Origin of the sequence: Escherichia sp. MOD1-EC6021 (assembly GCF_002965245.1) — a bacterium.
Taxonomy (GTDB): domain Bacteria; phylum Pseudomonadota; class Gammaproteobacteria; order Enterobacterales; family Enterobacteriaceae; genus Escherichia; species Escherichia coli_F.
This window is the reverse complement of sequence record NZ_PTRU01000001.1, coordinates 79,216-94,986: the sequence shown is the minus strand read 5'-3', so window position 1 is coordinate 94,986 and position 15,771 is coordinate 79,216. Positions and strand designations below refer to the sequence as shown.

Below are 15,771 nucleotides of genomic sequence, written 5' to 3'. Positions count from 1 at the left end.
GCCAGTGGCCCTGCCCTTATCAGTTATCAGGCCTCAGGTTCCTGATCCGGTACCGGTGGCACCACTACGCCTTCACGCGGCGCTTCAGGATTCGGCGCTGGCAAATTCATCAACTTCGCCAGAATGCTCGCCAGTTTCAGGCGCATTTCCGGACGACGGACGATCATGTCAATCGCACCTTTCTCGATCAGGAATTCACTGCGCTGGAATCCTGGCGGCAGTTTTTCGCGAACGGTCTGTTCGATAACACGCGGACCGGCAAAGCCGATTAACGCTTTCGGTTCAGCGATGTTGAGATCGCCCAGCATGGCGAAACTTGCAGAAACACCGCCCATGGTCGGGTCGGTCAGCACGGAGATGTACGGCAAGCCGCGCTCCTGCATTTTTGCCAGCGCCGCAGAGGTTTTCGCCATCTGCATCAGCGACATCAGTGCTTCCTGCATACGTGCGCCACCAGAGGCGGAGAAGCAGATCAGCGGGCAGTTATCTTCCAGCGCCTGCTCAACGGCACGTACGAAACGTGCACCTACCACAGACCCCATGGAACCGCCCATAAAGGCGAACTCGAATGCCGCAGCGACAACCGGCATTCCATACAGGGTGCCTTTCATCACCACCAGCGCATCTTTTTCGCCGGTTTCTTTCTGCGCAGATGCCAGACGGTCTTTATATTTCTTGGAGTCACGAAACTTCAGCACATCTTTCGGCTCAAGCTCGCTACCCAGCTCCACAAGGCTTCCTTCATCTAACAGGCTATGCAGGCGATTACGCGCTGTCATACGCATGTGATGGTCACACTTCGGACAGACCTCAAGATTACGTTCCAGCTCAGCGCGGTATAAAACCTGACCGCAGCTATCACACTTAGTCCACACCCCTTCAGGAATGCTCGCCTTGCGGGTGGGAGTAATGTTGCTTTTAATTCGTTCAATCCAGCTCATTAGGGACCTTTCTGTCTGAACCTGGTTCGATGCCAGTTTTATCTTTGGGGACGCATAATGCCATTTTTGCCCCCAACAGACCATGAATGTTGCACATTAAAACATAACAGCCCGAAACTTTGGATAAAAAAGTGGTCGAACCGCGGAGTTACTTTTTATTTTGCGGCGCGTGCCGCAGCGCGTTTGTGACGGATAATTTCGATGACGCCCGGCAAAATGGAAACCACAATAATCCCGACGATCAGCAGCTTAAGGTTATCCTGAACCATCGGAATTGTACCGAAGAAATAGCCTGCGTAGGTAAAAAGCAGTACCCACAACAGTGCGCCGATCACGTTATAGGCAGCGAAATGACGGTACGACATGTGGCCCATCCCTGCGACAAAGGGGGCAAACGTTCTGACGATTGGCACAAAACGGGCGAGAATAATGGTTTTGCCGCCGTGTTTTTCATAAAACTGATGAGTTTTGTCGAGATAGCTACGACGAAAAATTTTCGAGTTCGGATTACTGAATAACTTTTCACCGAACAACCGTCCTATGGTGTAGTTGACCGCATCACCAACAATCGCGGCAATTAACATCAGTACCACCATCATATGAACATTGAGATCGTTGGTTTCAAGCGAGGCCAGTGCCCCTGCAACAAACAGCAGCGAATCTCCCGGTAAGAACGGCGTTACCACCAGACCGGTTTCACAGAACAAAATCAAAAACAGGATGGCATAAACCCAGACGCCGTACTCTGCGACCAGTTCTGCCAGATGCACGTCAATGTGCAGGATAAAATCGATGAGGAAATAAATCAGGTCCATATTAGCCTATGCCTTGTACTCGTCATCTTTCAGGCTGTAACTACGTTGGCTACAGCCTGAAATTTTCCGAGCATTATTCTCGTTAGTCCGCCAGAAATAGCGGGCCCATTGGCGGTTTTGGAAGATCAAACCGGTCAGGGTAATCCACCGCGACCAGATACAGCCCTTCCGCTTTTGCCGTTGCTGCCGCCAGCGTTCTGTCCTTTGCTGCCAGCAGTTCTGCTATCCAGCTCTCCGGCTGGTTGTTGGCACCGACTTCCATCAGGCTGCCGACAATATTCCTCACCATATGATGTACAAAGGCATTTGCTTTGATATCTACCACCACATAAGGACCGTGACGCGTGACGTTAATATGCATAACATTGCGCCACGGGGTTCGGGACTGGCACTGCACCGCACGGAACGAGGTGAAATCATTCTCGCCCAGCAGGCATTGCGCGGCCCGATGCATCCGTTCAGCGTCCAGCGGTTCGTAAAAATGGGTTACCCCTTTACTCAGCACTGCCGGACGCAGCCGATGATTGTAGATGATGTAGCGATAACGGCGAGCCGTGGCGCTAAATCGGGCATGAAAATCATCAGGTACAGCTTTAACCCAACGCACGGCGATGTCACCAGGTAAATTCGCATTTACGCCCAACGTCCACGCAGCGTCTTTACGCTGCGCGGTAGTTTCGAAATGCACAACCTGCCCTGTACCGTGTACGCCTGCGTCGGTACGCCCGGCACAAAAGACGGTGATCGGTTCGTTCGCCACCTGAGAGAGTGCCTTTTCCAGTTTCTCCTGCACACTGCGTACTTCGTTCTGCCGTTGCCAGCCGTAATACTTACTGCCGTCGTACTCAATGCCCAGCGCAATTTTGTAAACTGGCGGTTGTTGCTGGTCGGACATTAGTACAGATACTCCTGCACCAGTTTCTCGGCGATTTTTACTGCCATCAGCGCGCCGCCAAAGCGAACATTATCGGCCACTGACCAGAACTGGACTTGCTCCGGCATACCGTAGTCATTGCGTACGCAGCCAACGGAAAGATGCGGCGTACCAGAAGCATCCCCCACCTGCGTCGGGAATTCGTTCTCTTCAGAGAGCACAATATCTTCGCCCTGGGCAAACGCATCACGCGCTTCTTCTGCCGCCAGCGGACGCAGAGCTTCAAAGTTGACCATCTGAGCATGACCGTAAAATACCGGTGCCTGAACAACACTTGCCGAAATCATCAGCCCTTCGTCTTGCAGAATTTTGCGTACTTCGTCAACGATACGACGTTCTTCACGCACGCTACCTTCGCTATCCGGCAGTAACGGCAGCATGTTGAACGCCAGCTGACGACCGAAGAAATCCTCTTCATCAATCGGAATACCGTTCAACAGTTTCGCACTCTGCCCTGCTAACGCATCGACCGCTTTTTTACCCTGGGCGGAGGCAGAAATCAGGCTGGTGACGCTGATACGTGACAAACCGCCCTGATCGATTAACGGTTTCAGTGCTGCCAACAGCTGGCTGGTCAGGCTGTCCGGTACGGCGATGACATTTCGGTTGCGGTAATCGGTCAGTACAAACGGGTTAACTTCCGGCACCACCAGCGGTACGTCAGGTTCGAGAGCAAACAATCCGCTGCTGTCGATCACCAGGCAACCTGAGTTGGTCGCTTCTTCAACCCAGGCAGCGGTAGCTTCTTTGCCTGCGACAAAAAACGCCAGTTGCGCCTGCGTCCAGTCGAATTCAGCGGCATCCTGCACGGTGATTGTCTTACCACCAAAGCGCAGTTGTTCGCCTGCGCTTTCGTTACGTGCCAGTGCATAAATTTCCCCAACCGGGAACTGACGTTCAGCCAGCGTTTCAAGCAGGGCTTCGCCCACAGCGCCAGTTGCGCCCAGGACGGCAATGTTCCAGCCTTCAGACATGGTGGTTTACTCCAGAAATAGCAAAGCTCTCTGCCAATGTTACAGCAGAGAGCATGAAGAAGAGATTAACGTGCCGGATGATGAACGGCGTTAAAACCCAGTTTACACAGCAATGATGCCGCACTGGCGTCATCACAAATCACATACAGAGATGACCATTCACGGCGCTCAAGATAGTTTTTGCGCAGTTTATCGAACTCACCCGGTATCCCGGCGACTTTACGCAGCGGTGCGTCATCGCGGCGCACATCATACACCAAATGCACCAGCCTTTTCAGCGTCGGTTGATCGAGCGGACCATGCAGTGTAATACGGCCAAACTCTGGCGCGGGTAGCAACGTATCAAGCGCAACGTGTTGCTCATGCCCAATAAACTTGCTATACGCTTCAAATACTTGCGTAGTGCCACGGGCTTTACCTTCGAGGGTGTAGCCCGCAATATGCGGCGTGCCGATATCCACTTTTTTCAGCAATTCTACGTTGAGTTCCGGTTCGCCTTCCCAGACATCCAGCACTACGCTTAACTTCTGACCTTCATTCAGACAGGTCAACAGGGCAGTATTATCGACGACTGCGCCACGGCAGGCGTTAATCAAGATCGCTCCCGGCTTCAGGTTACGAATCAGTTTTTCGTCCGCCAGATGCAGCGTTTTGTACGGTCCGTCTTTAAAGAGTGGCGTATGGAATGTCAGGATATCCGCATGCTGGACTAATTCATCCAACGAACGGAAATCGCCCTCATCCCCACGATCGGCACGCGGCGGATCGCAAAGCAAGGTTTTGATCCCCAGCGCTTCCAGTCGCGCCTGTAAACGCCGACCAACGTTACCAACGCCCACGATCCCCACGGTACGCTCATGCAGTGAAAATCCATCGCGTTCAGCAAGCATCAGCAGTGAGGAGAAAACATATTCCACCACCGCAATCGCATTACAGCCAGGTGCTGCGGAAAAACCAATTCCCGCCTGCTTTAACCATGCTTCATCGACATGGTCGGTTCCCGCTGTGGCTGTGCCAACAAATTTAATGGGTTTTCCTGCCAGCAAAGATTCATTCACTTTCGTGACCGAACGCACCATCAGCGCATCCGCATCTGCCAGTTGAGCTACTGGGATTGGACGCCCCGGAACCGCAGTCACCTCACCCAAACGGCTAAATAAGTCGCGGGCATAAGGCATATTTTCATCAACAAGGATTTTCACGTTTGTGTTACCTGTATGAGACGAGAGTTAACCGGACAAGTGTGCCATAATCTCGCGGCCAGGCATACTTGCGATGATTTCAGGTATAAGGATACGTAATGATACAACCTATTTCCGGCCCTCCTCCTGGGCAACCACCAGGTCAGGGAGATAACCTGCCGTCTGGCGCGGGCAATCAGCCTTTATCCAGTCAGCAACGTACTTCGCTGGAAAGCTTAATGACGAAAGTGACTTCGCTGACGCAACAGCAAAGAGCAGAACTGTGGGCGGGTATCAGGCATGATATTGGCCTGTCGGGAGATTCGCCGCTGCTTTCGCGTCACTTTCCCGCCGCTGAGCATAATCTGGCGCAACGTTTGCTGACCGCGCAAAAAAGCCATTCTGCCCGCCAGCTTTTAGCCCAATTGGGTGAGTATTTACGCCTGGGGAATAATCGTCAGGCGGTCACGGATTATATTCGTCATAACTTTGGTCAGACGCCACTGAATCAGCTCTCACCGGAGCAATTAAAAACCATTCTCACCCTGTTGCAGGAAGGGAAGATGGTTATCCCGCAACCGCAGCAGCGCGAGGCGACCGACCGTCCGTTATTACCGGCGGAGCACAATACGCTCAAACAGCTGGTTACCAAACTTGCGGCGGCAACGGGAGAACCCAGCAAGCAGATCTGGCAATCGATGCTGGAACTTTCCGGGGTGAAAGATGGTGAGTTAATTCCAGCGAAACTGTTTAACCATCTGGTGACCTGGCTGCAGGCGCGTCAGACGCTAAGCCAGCAAAATACGCCGACGCTGGAATCACTACAGATGGCGCTGAAACAACCTTTAGATGCCAGTGAACTAGCGGCGTTATCGGCATATATCCAGCAAAAATATGGCCTTTCTGCACAATCATCGCTTTCTTCAGCCCAGGCTGAGGATATCCTTAATCAGCTTTATCAACGGCGGGTTAAAGGGATTGATCCGCGTGATATGCAACCGCTGCTTAATCCTTTTCCACCGATGATGGACACGTTGCAAAACATGGCAACGCGTCCCGCGCTGTGGATACTATTAGTCGCGATTATCCTGATGCTGGTCTGGCTGGTTCGTTAACCCCGACGAAACGACAGTATCGTGACAATAATTCCCAGCACCGCAGAGATCGCCCCTGCAAGAAATACCGAAGAGTAACCAAACGTGGTCGCCAGCATTCCCGCCAGCGGCCCGGAGACGCCGAGGGCGATATCCTGAAACGCGGCGTATCCGCCCAGTGCGGTGCCACGAACTTGTGACGGTACACGTTTAACCACCTCCACGCCCAGCGCTGGAAAGATAAGCGAACATCCAGCTCCGGTTAAGGCCGCGCCCGCTAATGCGACCCACGCACCTGGCGCCTGCCAGAGCAGCAACAAGCCCACTGTTTCTACAAGCAGAGAAACAATCGCCACTTTCACGCCGCCAAAACGGTCCGGCATCCAGCCAAACATTACGCGCATCACGACAAATGCCCCGCCAAACGCGGTAAGAGTAAAGCCCGCCATCGCCCATCCTTTGCTGGCAAAGTAGAGCGAAACGAAAGTTCCGATAACCGCAAAACCAACACCTTGTAGCGCCAGACCTAACCCTGGTTTCCAGATAAGCCCGACAACGCTCCACAGCGATGGACGTTCTCCCGCCAGGGCCGGTACTTTGCGCACTGTGCCGTTACAGGCCCACGCCAGTATGGGTAATGCCATTGTGGTGAGCGCCAGGGCAGCAAAACCGTAATGGCTATGAATCAACAGGCCAAGCGGCGCACCAACAGCGAGGGCACCGTAAATCGCCATTCCGTTCCATGACATCACTTTGCCGGAATGTTTTGGTCCAACGATGCCCAATCCCCAGGTCAGAGCGCCCGTCAGTAACTGGCTTTCACCAAAGCCAAGAATCAAACGTCCGACGACCAACAGAGTAAATTTGAACGGTGCGGAGATGGGCAAAATCGCCGCCAACAGCAGTGCGCCCCCCGCCAGACCACAAGCTAACATCCCCTGAAGCGCCGAACGTTTTGCGCCATATTGATCGGCCAGTCGCCCGGCGTAGCCACGCGTCAGTACCGTAGCCAGAAACTGAACGCCGACGGCAACCCCGACCATGGTGTTGCCATAGCCCAGTTCATGATGAACAAACAGCGGGATAACCGGCAACGGCAGCCCTACGGTCAAGTAGGTTAGAAAAACCGCAAAAGCGATGCGGAAGAGCGAAAAATTGGCAGAAGATCGTGTTTCTGTTTGGCTTACAGCAGTCATGCATTACTCCAGAATGCAGCGCAAGGCGAGGATTCTCCCCGTCTTATCTCTCTGGTTTTCAGGGTTACGGTGCGTTGGCAGGATTTAACGCGTACGTTTTTTCAGAAGGAAATCAACAAAGCGGGAAGTTTGCCTGGAACAGGCGGCGATTGTCAATGATGTGAAAAAGGGAACCATCGGGCTCCCTTTTGCGTTACTGTCGGATGCGGCATTGGTGCGTATCGTCGGATGCGAGGCTGTCGCGTTTTACCCGACCTATTAATCTTTCAGCTTACGCATTACCAGCGTGGCGTTGGTGCCGCCGAAGCCGAAGCTGTTAGACATAACGGTAGTCAGTTCGCGATCGGTCGTTTCGGTCACGATGTTCAGACCCGCAGCCTGCTCGTCCAGCTCTTCAATGTTGATGCTCGGTGCGATAAAGCCGTGTTCCAGCATCAGCAGAGAGTAGATAGCTTCCTGCACACCCGCAGCGCCCAGAGAGTGACCGGTCATGGCTTTGGTTGCAGAAATCGCCGGGCTCTTATCACCGAATACTTCACGGATAGCCGCCAGCTCTTTCACGTCGCCAACCGGAGTTGAAGTACCGTGAGAGTTCAGGTAGTCGATTGGCGTATCAACACCGTGCATCGCCATCTGCATGCAGCGAACTGCGCCTTCGCCAGACGGAGCAACCATGTCTGCACCATCAGACGTTGCGCCGTAACCAACGATTTCAGCATAGATGTGAGCCCCACGCGCCAGCGCGTGTTCCAGCTCTTCAACTACTACCATACCGCCGCCGCCAGCGATAACGAAACCGTCACGGTGAGCGTCGTAAGTACGGGAGGCTTTTTCCGGGGTGTCGTTGTATTTAGTAGACAGCGCACCCATCGCGTCGAATTCGCAAGCCATTTCCCAGCACAGCTCTTCGCCGCCTCCAGCAAACACGATGTCCTGTTTGCCCAGTTGGATCTGCTCTACTGCGTTACCGATACAGTGTGCGGAAGTCGCACACGCGGAGCTGATGGAGTAGTTAACGCCGTGAATTTTAAACGGCGTGGCGAGGCAGGCAGAAACGCCAGATGCCATCGCTTTGGTGACCACATACGGGCCAACCGCTTTCAGGCCGCGCGGGCTACGCATAGCGTCAGCGCCGAACACCTGGAAACGCGGGGAACCGCCGCCAGAACCTGCAATCAGGCCAACGCGCGGGTTATTCTGATAAGCTTCCGGGGAGAGGCCAGCATCTGCAATTGCCTGCTCCATAGAAAGGAATGCATAAATGGATGCGTCGCTCATAAAGCGCACAACTTTGCGGTCAATGAGGCCAGTGGTATCCAGTTTTACGTTGCCCCAGACGTGGCTACGCATGCCGGAATCCTTCAGCTCCTGAGAGAAAGTGATCCCTGAACGTCCTTCACGCAGAGATGCCAGGACTTCCTGCTGGTTATTACCGATGCTGGAAACAATGCCCAGGCCAGTAATCACTGCACGTTTCATTCAATACCTCTGTAAGTCGCACATAGAGTAAGTTTCGAATGCACAATAGCGTACACTTGTACGCCGAACAAGTCCGATCAGCCAATTAATAGAGAAATTTGCGCAGCCTGACACACATCGCTAAGATCGAGCCACCGCCTGTAAGACGAGTAACTTACGTGAAACACTACGCCATACAACCTGCCAACCTCGAATTTAATGCTGAGGGTACACCTGTTTCCCGAGATTTTGACGATGTCTATTTTTCCAACGATAACGGACTGGAAGAGACACGCTATGTTTTTCTTGGGGGTAACCAATTAGAGGCACGCTTTCCTGAACATCCGCATCCTCTGTTTGTGGTAGCAGAGAGCGGCTTCGGCACCGGATTAAACTTCCTGACGCTATGGCAGGCATTTGATCAGTTTCGCGAAGCTCATCCGCAAGCGCAATTACAACGCTTACATTTCATTAGTTTTGAGAAATTTCCCCTCACTCGTGCGGATTTAGGATTAGCGCATCAACACTGGCCAGAACTGGCACCGTGGGCAGAAAAACTTCAGGCGCAGTGGCCTTTGCCCTTGCCCGGTTGCCATCGTTTATTGCTCGATGAAGGCCGCGTGACGCTGGATTTATGGTTTGGCGATATTAACGAACTGACTAGCCAACTGGACGATTCGCTAAATCAAAAAGTAGACGCCTGGTTTCTGGACGGCTTTGCACCAGCGAAGAACCCGGATATGTGGACGCAAAATCTGTTTAACGCCATGGCAAGGCTGGCGCGTCCGGGTGGCACTCTGGCGACATTTACGTCTGCCGGTTTTGTCCGCCGGGGTTTGCAGGAAGCCGGATTCACCATGCAAAAGCGCAAAGGGTTTGGGCGTAAACGGGAGATGCTTTGTGGGGTAATGGAACAGACATTACCCCTCCCCTGCTCCACGCCGTGGTTTAACCGTACGGGTAGTCACAAACGGGAAGCGGCGATTATTGGCGGTGGTATCGCCAGCGCATTGTTGTCGCTGGCGCTATTACGTCGTGGATGGCAGGTTACACTTTATTGTGCAGATGAGGCCCCCGCGCTCGGTGCTTCCGGCAATCGCCAGGGGGCGCTGTATCCGCTCTTAAGTAAACATGATGAAGCACTAAACCGGTTTTTCTCCAATGCGTTTACTTTTGCTCGTCGGCTTTACGATTTATTGCCTGTTAAATTTGATCATGACTGGTGCGGCGTCACGCAGTTAGGCTGGGATGAAAAAAGCCAGCATAAAATCGCACAAATGCTGTCGATGGATTTACCCGCAGAACTGGCTGTGGCCGTTGATGCTAAGGCGGTTGAACAAATTACGGGCGTTGCGACAAATTGCAGCGGTATTACTTATCCGCAAGGTGGTTGGCTGTGTCCGGCAGAGCTGACCCGTAATGTGCTTAAGCTGGCACAACAGCAGGGTTTGCAGATTCATTATCAATATCAGTTAAAGGATTTATCCCGTCAGGATGACTGTTGGTTGTTGAATTTTGCAGGTGATCAGCAAGCAACACACAGTGTAGTGGTACTGGCGAACGGGCATCAAATCAGCGGTTTCAGCCAAACGTCGTCTCTGCCGATGTATTCCGTTGCCGGTCAGGTCAGCCATATTCCAACAACGCCGGAACTGGTGAAGCTGAAGCAGGTGCTGTGCTATGACGGTTATCTCACGCCACAAAATCCGGCGAATCAGCACCATTGTATTGGTGCCAGTTATCATCGCGGCAGCGAAGATACGGCGTACAGTGATGAAGATCAGCAGCAGAATCGCCAGCGGTTGATTGATTGTTTCCCACAGGCGCAGTGGGCAAAAGAGGTTGATGTCAGTGATAAAGACGCTCGCTGCGGTGTGCGTTGTGCCACTCGTGATCATCTGCCAATGGTAGGCAATGTCCCTGATTATGAGGCAACGCTCGCAGAATATGCCTCTCTGGCGGAACAGAAAGACAACGCGGTCAGCGCGCCGATTTATGACGATCTTTTTATGCTTGCGGCTTTAGGTTCGCGTGGTTTGTGTTCTGCCCCGCTGTGTGCCGAGATTCTGGCAGCGCAGATGAGCGACGAACCGATTCCGATGGATAGCAATACGCTGGCGGCGTTAAATCCAAATCGGTTATGGGTGCGGAAGTTGTTGAAGGGTAAAGCGATTAAGGCGGGGTAATCTGCTTTGGCAGCGTTTGTCGGATGCGGCGTGAACGCCTTATCCGACCTACGTGAAATCTGTAGGCCTGATAAGACGCAGTAAGCGTCGCATCAGGCATTATGCACTCAATGTCGGATGCGGCGTGAACGCCTTATCCGACCTACGTGAAACCTGTAGGCCTGATAAGACGCGGTAAGCGTCGCATCAGGCATTATGCACTCAATGTCGGATGCGGCGTGAACGCCTTATCCGACCTACGTGAAACCTGTAGGCCTGATAAGACGCGATAAGCGTCGCATCAGGCATGACGCTCCAGACGCCAACAACTTACTGCTGTGAAGCCTGTTGAAACAGATTTTCCCACATATCGGTCACCAGCGCCTGGTCTCGCGGCGACAACTCACCGGCACCAATGGCTTTTTCCAGACTCTGGCTAACGGTCGTATGTACCGCCTGGGCGGAGTGGTCATCACCACTTTCCAGTTCTGCGATGGCTAATGTCAGGTGGCCACGCAAATACCCACTGGCAAACAACTCATCATCACTGGCATGGTCAACCATACCGTCGATTAATGCCAGAATGCGTGATTCAAACTCCGCGATCATCTTCTTTCCTCATTGTAAAACGTGGCGCAGGCTTCAGTTGAGCGCTTCCGGCCACGGGAACTGTTCCGCCGTAAGCTCCGGCGTGTGATAATAATTTTGTAGTGCTTTAATGAAGCGTGCCGGACGCTCGGGAATACCGTTTGCCAGATAATCCATCACCTGTGCATGTACCCGCCGTTGAAATACCACGCGGTCCGGTTCGAAATCCCCTTCCAGATTGTCGCAACTGACATTAAACGGATATCCCGCCGCCACACAGAACAACCAGTCCAGCGCCTGCGGCTTCACTTCAACATCTTCAAACTGGCCTTGCGTTTGGGCATCGCGTCCGTCCGGACAATACCAGTAGCCGAAATCAACCAGCTCACGGCGCGCTTTCCCGGCAATACACCAGTGCGAAATCTCATGAATTGCGCTGGCATAAAAGCCGTGAGCAAAGACGATTCGGTTATACGGTACTTCAGCATCAGCAGGAAGATAGATCGGTTCGTCGTCGCCTTTAATCAGACGGGTATTAAATTCATCGGCAAAGCAGCTATTAAAAATTTCAATCAACTGCTCATAGTGGTGTGTACTATTCATTAGTTCATCCCCAACCAGTGGAGGATCTCCTGTCCGTGGCTATCATAAAGTAATTTGGCACTCATCACCGCCGAGACGATAACAATCATCGGGCGAATCAGCTTTTGTCCTTTGCTCAACACCAGTCTTGACCCCATGCGCGCGCCGAGGAACTGCCCCACCAGCATCACGAATCCTGTTGCCCAAATCACTTTGCCGCCGAGAATAAACAGCAGTAAACCGCCGATATTAGACGTTGCGTTGAGTAATTTGGCGTGGGCCGTGGCTTTGGCGAGGTTAAAGCCGCACAGCGTAACGAAGGCTAACGCGTAAAACGATCCGGCAGCCGGGCCAAAGAATCCATCGTAAAAACCAACGCAGCCCCCTGCTACCAGCGCAAATGGCAGTCCATACATCCGACGCTGGCGATCTTCTTCTCCCAGTTTGGGCATCAGTAAGAAATAAAGACCAATACAAATCACCAGAATGGGCAAAATCTGCCGCAAGACATCAGCCTGAACGTACTGCACCAGCAAAGCGCCGCTCATTGAGCCGATAAAGGTCATGGCGATATTGAGTTTCTGATCGCTTAAGCTAACCACTTTGCGGCGAATAAAGTAGATAGTGGCAGAAATAGAGCCACCGCAGGCTTGCAGTTTATTGGTTGCCAGCGCGTTAGCCGGAGACATCCCCGCCGCCATTAATGCCGGAATGGTGAGTAGCCCACCACCACCGGCAATAGAGTCGATAAATCCCGCCAGTATGGCGACAAAAAAGAGGAGTCCCAGCAACAGCGGGGAAACCATAAACAGGCTATTAAACGTTTCCATTAGATCACGTGCTCATCCAGTAGCGCCTGGCAGGAAGGCGGCAACGGAGGCGGTGTCTTCTTCTCAGGCTTTGTTGTTCCCGGTTTTGGAGGTTCAAACCAGCTTTGCAGTTCTGCCCCGCAACCATCGCCCGGTGGCGGTAAAGGTTGATCTTCACACTCCAGACTATCGGCAGGACAACGTAATCGTACATGCATATGGGCGCGATGCTGGAACCAGGGTCGCACTTTGCGCAACCAGTCGCGATCGGTGCCCGCATCAAGGCAAAGTTGTTGTTTAATCGCCGGATTAACAAAAATGCGCGTGACGTCTTTGTCCTGCGCGGCGAGTTTAATCAAGCTGAAAATTTCGGGCTTCCACAGCGTGGGGACAACGTGTTTACCGTCGCGGGAAACCAAATCTAATGCTTGCGGGCGCAAGAGTTGCGCGGAGGTCCAGCGTTTTTTCGGCAGTTGCAGGAAGATGTCCACATCCAGTCCGGTCTGATGACTGGCGTGACCACCATTGAAACGCCCACCAGCAGGCATTCCCATATCGCCAATCAGCACCGTGCCCATACCCAGATTGCTCACCTGGCTACTCAGACGCTGGATAAACATCACCAGGTCCGGGTGCCCGAAATAGCGACGCTGATCGGTACGCATGACCTGATAATGTTCGGACTGTATCGGCAGCGTGTCAGCACCAACGATACAGCCATTTGAAAAACTGCCTATCGATTGTGCACTACCCGGCACAGGTTGGGTTATTTTTTGCCACGGCGTCGCTGCCAGGCTGGCGCTGCTGGCAAGCAGGGCCAGCAGCGCAATCGCAGTTTTGTTCATTTTTACCAGCGTGGAATATCAGTCTTCACATCAGCATTTTGCGCCCGTTGCCGTAACAGGTGATCCATTAAAACGATCGCCAGCATCGCTTCCGCGATCGGCACCGCGCGGATCCCAACACAAGGATCGTGACGGCCTTTGGTGATCATCTCAACTTCTTCGCCAAAGCGGTTAATGGTGCGTCCAGGCACAGTAATGCTGGAGGTTGGTTTCAGCGCCATATGGGCGATAATTTGCTGCCCGCTGCTGATGCCACCAAGAATGCCGCCCGCATGGTTGCTCTGGAAACCGTCTTTGGTGATTTCGTCGCGGTTCTGGCTGCCGCGCAGCGCCACCACGTCAAAGCCGTCGCCAATTTCCACGCCTTTCACCGCGTTGATGCTCATCAGCGCGTGGGCGATGTCGGCATCCAGGCGATCAAAGACCGGCTCGCCAAGTCCGGCAGGGACGCCACTGGCCACCACGGTGACTTTCGCGCCAATAGAGTCGCCCTCTTTTTTCAGCGCGCGCATCAGTTCATCTAAGGCTTCGATTTTGTCCGGATCCGGGCAGAAGAATGGATTTTGCTCGACCTGAGACCAGTCTTTGATTTCCAGCGGAATGTCGCCCATTTGGGTCAGGCAGCCGCGAATTTCAATACCAAATTTCTCAGCGAGATATTTTTTGGCAATCGCCCCTGCTGCAACGCGCATGGCGGTTTCGCGAGCGGAAGAACGACCGCCGCCGCGATAATCGCGCAGGCCATATTTTTGTTCGTAGGTGTAATCGGCATGGCCTGGACGGAAAACGTCTTTAATTGCGCTGTAATCCTGAGAACGCTGGTCAGTGTTTTCGATCAACAAACCAATGCTGGTGCCGGTAGTAACGCCTTCAAAAACACCGGAGAGAATTTTGACCTGATCCGGCTCACGACGCTGGGTGGTATAGCGCGATGTCCCAGGGCGACGACGGTCGAGATCGTGTTGCAGGTCCGCTTCCGTCAGCGGAATACCTGGCGGAACACCATCGACGATGCAGCCGAGCGCCAGCCCGTGCGATTCGCCGAAGGTGGTTACGCGAAAGAGTTGTCCAATTGTGTTTCCAGCCATCACGGCTCCGTTATTGTTGTGTTTGCGTGTTTACTTAATCTTTATAAATCGCGAAATGTTCACGGGCCGCCAGCAGCTGCTCTTTGGTGAGCATAAACACACCATCGCCGCCGTTATCAAACTCCAGCCAGGTGAACGGAACATCTGGATATTGTTCCATAAGATGTACCATGCTGTTGCCGACTTCACAAATCAGCACACCATCATCAGCAAGGTAATCTGCCGCATTACCGAGAATACGACGCGTCAGTTTCAGGCCGTCAGTACCAGATGCCAGACCCAGTTCCGGCTCGTGACGGTATTCATTTGGCAGGTCGGACATATCTTCCGCATCAACGTACGGCGGGTTAGTGACGATCAGGTCGTACTGCACTTTCGGCAAGTCCCGGAACAGATCGGAACGAATCGGAATGACGTTGTGGATCAGACCATGTTCTTCGATGTTCTGTTCAGCAACCGCCAGCGCGTCAGGAGAGATGTCTACCGCGTCGACTTCTGCTTCCGGGAAGGCATAAGCGCAGGCAATCGCAATACAGCCGCTTCCGGTGCACATATCTAAAATGTGTTGCGGTTGCTTGCTGATGAGTCCGGCAAATTTATTGTTGATAAGTTCACCAATCGGCGAGCGCGGCACCAGCACACGTTCATCGACGTAAAATTCATGGCCGCAGAACCAGGCTTTGTTGGTCAGGTAGGCCACCGGAATGCGTTCGTTGACGCGGCGGATCACGCGTTCAACAATACGATGTTTTTCGCTGGAAGTCAGACGCGCGGTGCGCATATCTTCCGGAATATCCAGCGGCAGGTAGAGCGATGGCAGCACCAGTTGTACGGCTTCATCCCACGGGTTATCGGTGCCGTGGCCGTACCAGATATTTGCCGCGCTGAAGCGGCTCACCGACCAGCGCAACATGTCCTGAATGGTTTGCAGCTCATTTACTGCTTCATCAACGAAAATTTTATCCACGTATTCCTCCAGGGCATGGTCGCATTAATTTCGGCGGCTAGTTTGCCATGAAGATGACGATAAATCAGCATTCACGCGCGGTGAGTGAGGAAAAATACGTTTAAAACGATCGATTAGACGACGAGTCGGGTAAA

At 53.0% G+C, this 15,771-nt stretch carries 15 protein-coding genes; 2 read left to right on the top strand and 13 right to left on the bottom strand.

The window, feature by feature from the left end; translation table 11 throughout:
* Positions 1-26: 26 nt before the first annotated feature.
* The 5 genes from accD to pdxB form a co-directional block, all read right to left on the bottom strand.
* Entirely contained in the window at positions 27-941 is a 915-nt protein-coding gene (gene accD / locus BEB54_RS00570) for an acetyl-CoA carboxylase, carboxyltransferase subunit beta (RefSeq protein ID WP_000118404.1), read from the bottom strand.
* A gap of 155 nt (positions 942-1,096) precedes the next feature.
* Positions 1,097-1,756 (bottom strand): DedA family protein, encoded by a 660-nt coding sequence (locus BEB54_RS00565; RefSeq protein ID WP_000364335.1) that lies wholly within the window; start codon positions 1,754-1,756, stop codon positions 1,097-1,099.
* 82 nt (positions 1,757-1,838) lie between these two features.
* Positions 1,839-2,651: a tRNA pseudouridine(38-40) synthase TruA gene (gene truA, locus BEB54_RS00560; RefSeq protein ID WP_001283592.1), complete on the bottom strand. Its 813-nt coding sequence runs from the start codon at positions 2,649-2,651 to the stop codon at positions 1,839-1,841.
* Positions 2,651-3,664: an aspartate-semialdehyde dehydrogenase gene (locus BEB54_RS00555; protein WP_001289165.1), complete on the bottom strand. Its 1,014-nt coding sequence runs from the start codon at positions 3,662-3,664 to the stop codon at positions 2,651-2,653. The genes truA and BEB54_RS00555 overlap by 1 nt, the downstream gene beginning before the upstream one ends.
* A 65-nt stretch (positions 3,665-3,729) precedes the next feature.
* Entirely contained in the window at positions 3,730-4,866 is a 1,137-nt protein-coding gene (gene pdxB, locus BEB54_RS00550) for a 4-phosphoerythronate dehydrogenase PdxB (protein WP_000699132.1), read from the bottom strand.
* A gap of 98 nt (positions 4,867-4,964) precedes the next feature.
* Between pdxB and flk the strand changes: the two genes are divergently transcribed.
* Complete coding sequence (gene flk, locus BEB54_RS00545; RefSeq protein ID WP_000615830.1) at positions 4,965-5,960, top strand: flagella biosynthesis regulator Flk; 996 nt, start codon at positions 4,965-4,967, stop codon at positions 5,958-5,960.
* Here flk and BEB54_RS00540 read toward each other — a convergent pair.
* Positions 5,957-7,135: an MFS transporter gene (locus BEB54_RS00540; protein ID WP_105277546.1), complete on the bottom strand. Its 1,179-nt coding sequence runs from the start codon at positions 7,133-7,135 to the stop codon at positions 5,957-5,959. The genes flk and BEB54_RS00540 overlap by 4 nt on opposite strands.
* A gap of 258 nt (positions 7,136-7,393) precedes the next feature.
* Complete coding sequence (gene fabB / locus BEB54_RS00535; protein ID WP_000817187.1) at positions 7,394-8,614, bottom strand: beta-ketoacyl-ACP synthase I; 1,221 nt, start codon at positions 8,612-8,614, stop codon at positions 7,394-7,396.
* Between the two features lie 158 nt (positions 8,615-8,772).
* On the opposite strand from fabB, the gene mnmC reads away from it, so the two are divergent.
* Positions 8,773-10,779, top strand: a complete 2,007-nt coding sequence (gene mnmC / locus BEB54_RS00530) for a bifunctional tRNA (5-methylaminomethyl-2-thiouridine)(34)-methyltransferase MnmD/FAD-dependent 5-carboxymethylaminomethyl-2-thiouridine(34) oxidoreductase MnmC (protein WP_105277547.1) — start codon at positions 8,773-8,775, stop codon at positions 10,777-10,779.
* A 309-nt stretch (positions 10,780-11,088) separates the two neighbouring features.
* Here the strand turns inward: mnmC and BEB54_RS00525 are convergent, their stop codons facing one another.
* From BEB54_RS00525 to prmB, 6 genes are read right to left on the bottom strand one after another with little or no spacing between them, the layout of a single operon-like run.
* The gene (locus tag BEB54_RS00525) at positions 11,089-11,367 is read right to left on the bottom strand and encodes a YfcL family protein (RefSeq protein WP_000559764.1); all 279 of its coding nucleotides are present in this window, start codon (positions 11,365-11,367) and stop codon (positions 11,089-11,091) included.
* A gap of 33 nt (positions 11,368-11,400) precedes the next feature.
* Positions 11,401-11,949 (bottom strand): elongation factor P hydroxylase, encoded by a 549-nt coding sequence (epmC, locus tag BEB54_RS00520; protein WP_039020353.1) that lies wholly within the window; start codon positions 11,947-11,949, stop codon positions 11,401-11,403.
* Positions 11,949-12,758 carry a sulfite exporter TauE/SafE family protein gene (locus tag BEB54_RS00515; protein WP_000447348.1) on the bottom strand — a complete coding sequence of 270 codons (810 nt, stop codon included), beginning with the start codon at positions 12,756-12,758 and terminating at the stop codon, positions 11,949-11,951. Before BEB54_RS00515 ends, epmC begins: the two co-directional genes overlap by 1 nt.
* Positions 12,758-13,582, bottom strand: coding sequence for a penicillin-insensitive murein endopeptidase (gene mepA / locus BEB54_RS00510; protein ID WP_001043810.1), 825 nt, complete (start codon positions 13,580-13,582; stop codon positions 12,758-12,760). The genes BEB54_RS00515 and mepA overlap by 1 nt, the downstream gene beginning before the upstream one ends.
* A gap of 2 nt (positions 13,583-13,584) precedes the next feature.
* Positions 13,585-14,670, bottom strand: a complete 1,086-nt coding sequence (gene aroC, locus BEB54_RS00505) for a chorismate synthase (RefSeq protein ID WP_001353064.1) — start codon at positions 14,668-14,670, stop codon at positions 13,585-13,587.
* A 34-nt stretch (positions 14,671-14,704) separates the two neighbouring features.
* Positions 14,705-15,637, bottom strand: a complete 933-nt coding sequence (prmB, locus tag BEB54_RS00500) for a 50S ribosomal protein L3 N(5)-glutamine methyltransferase (RefSeq protein WP_001306448.1) — start codon at positions 15,635-15,637, stop codon at positions 14,705-14,707.
* Positions 15,638-15,771: the final 134 nt, after the last annotated feature.

Bases quoted from the DNA above. Each gene is read 5' to 3' on its own strand.
- BEB54_RS00555 (WP_001289165.1), bottom strand. From the start codon at position 3,664: ATGTCTGAAGGCTGGAACATTGCCGTCCTGGGCGCAACTGGCGCTGTG.
- fabB (WP_000817187.1), bottom strand. From the start codon at position 8,614: ATGAAACGTGCAGTGATTACTGGCCTGGGCATTGTTTCCAGCATCGGT.
- flk (WP_000615830.1), top strand. From the start codon at position 4,965: ATGATACAACCTATTTCCGGCCCTCCTCCTGGGCAACCACCAGGTCAG.
- BEB54_RS00515 (WP_000447348.1), bottom strand. From the start codon at position 12,758: ATGGAAACGTTTAATAGCCTGTTTATGGTTTCCCCGCTGTTGCTGGGA.
- accD (WP_000118404.1), bottom strand. From the start codon at position 941: ATGAGCTGGATTGAACGAATTAAAAGCAACATTACTCCCACCCGCAAG.
- BEB54_RS00540 (WP_105277546.1), bottom strand. From the start codon at position 7,135: ATGACTGCTGTAAGCCAAACAGAAACACGATCTTCTGCCAATTTTTCG.
- truA (WP_001283592.1), bottom strand. From the start codon at position 2,651: ATGTCCGACCAGCAACAACCGCCAGTTTACAAAATTGCGCTGGGCATT.
- aroC (WP_001353064.1), bottom strand. From the start codon at position 14,670: ATGGCTGGAAACACAATTGGACAACTCTTTCGCGTAACCACCTTCGGC.
- BEB54_RS00565 (WP_000364335.1), bottom strand. From the start codon at position 1,756: ATGGACCTGATTTATTTCCTCATCGATTTTATCCTGCACATTGACGTG.
- epmC (WP_039020353.1), bottom strand. From the start codon at position 11,949: ATGAATAGTACACACCACTATGAGCAGTTGATTGAAATTTTTAATAGC.
- mepA (WP_001043810.1), bottom strand. From the start codon at position 13,582: ATGAACAAAACTGCGATTGCGCTGCTGGCCCTGCTTGCCAGCAGCGCC.
- BEB54_RS00525 (WP_000559764.1), bottom strand. From the start codon at position 11,367: ATGATCGCGGAGTTTGAATCACGCATTCTGGCATTAATCGACGGTATG.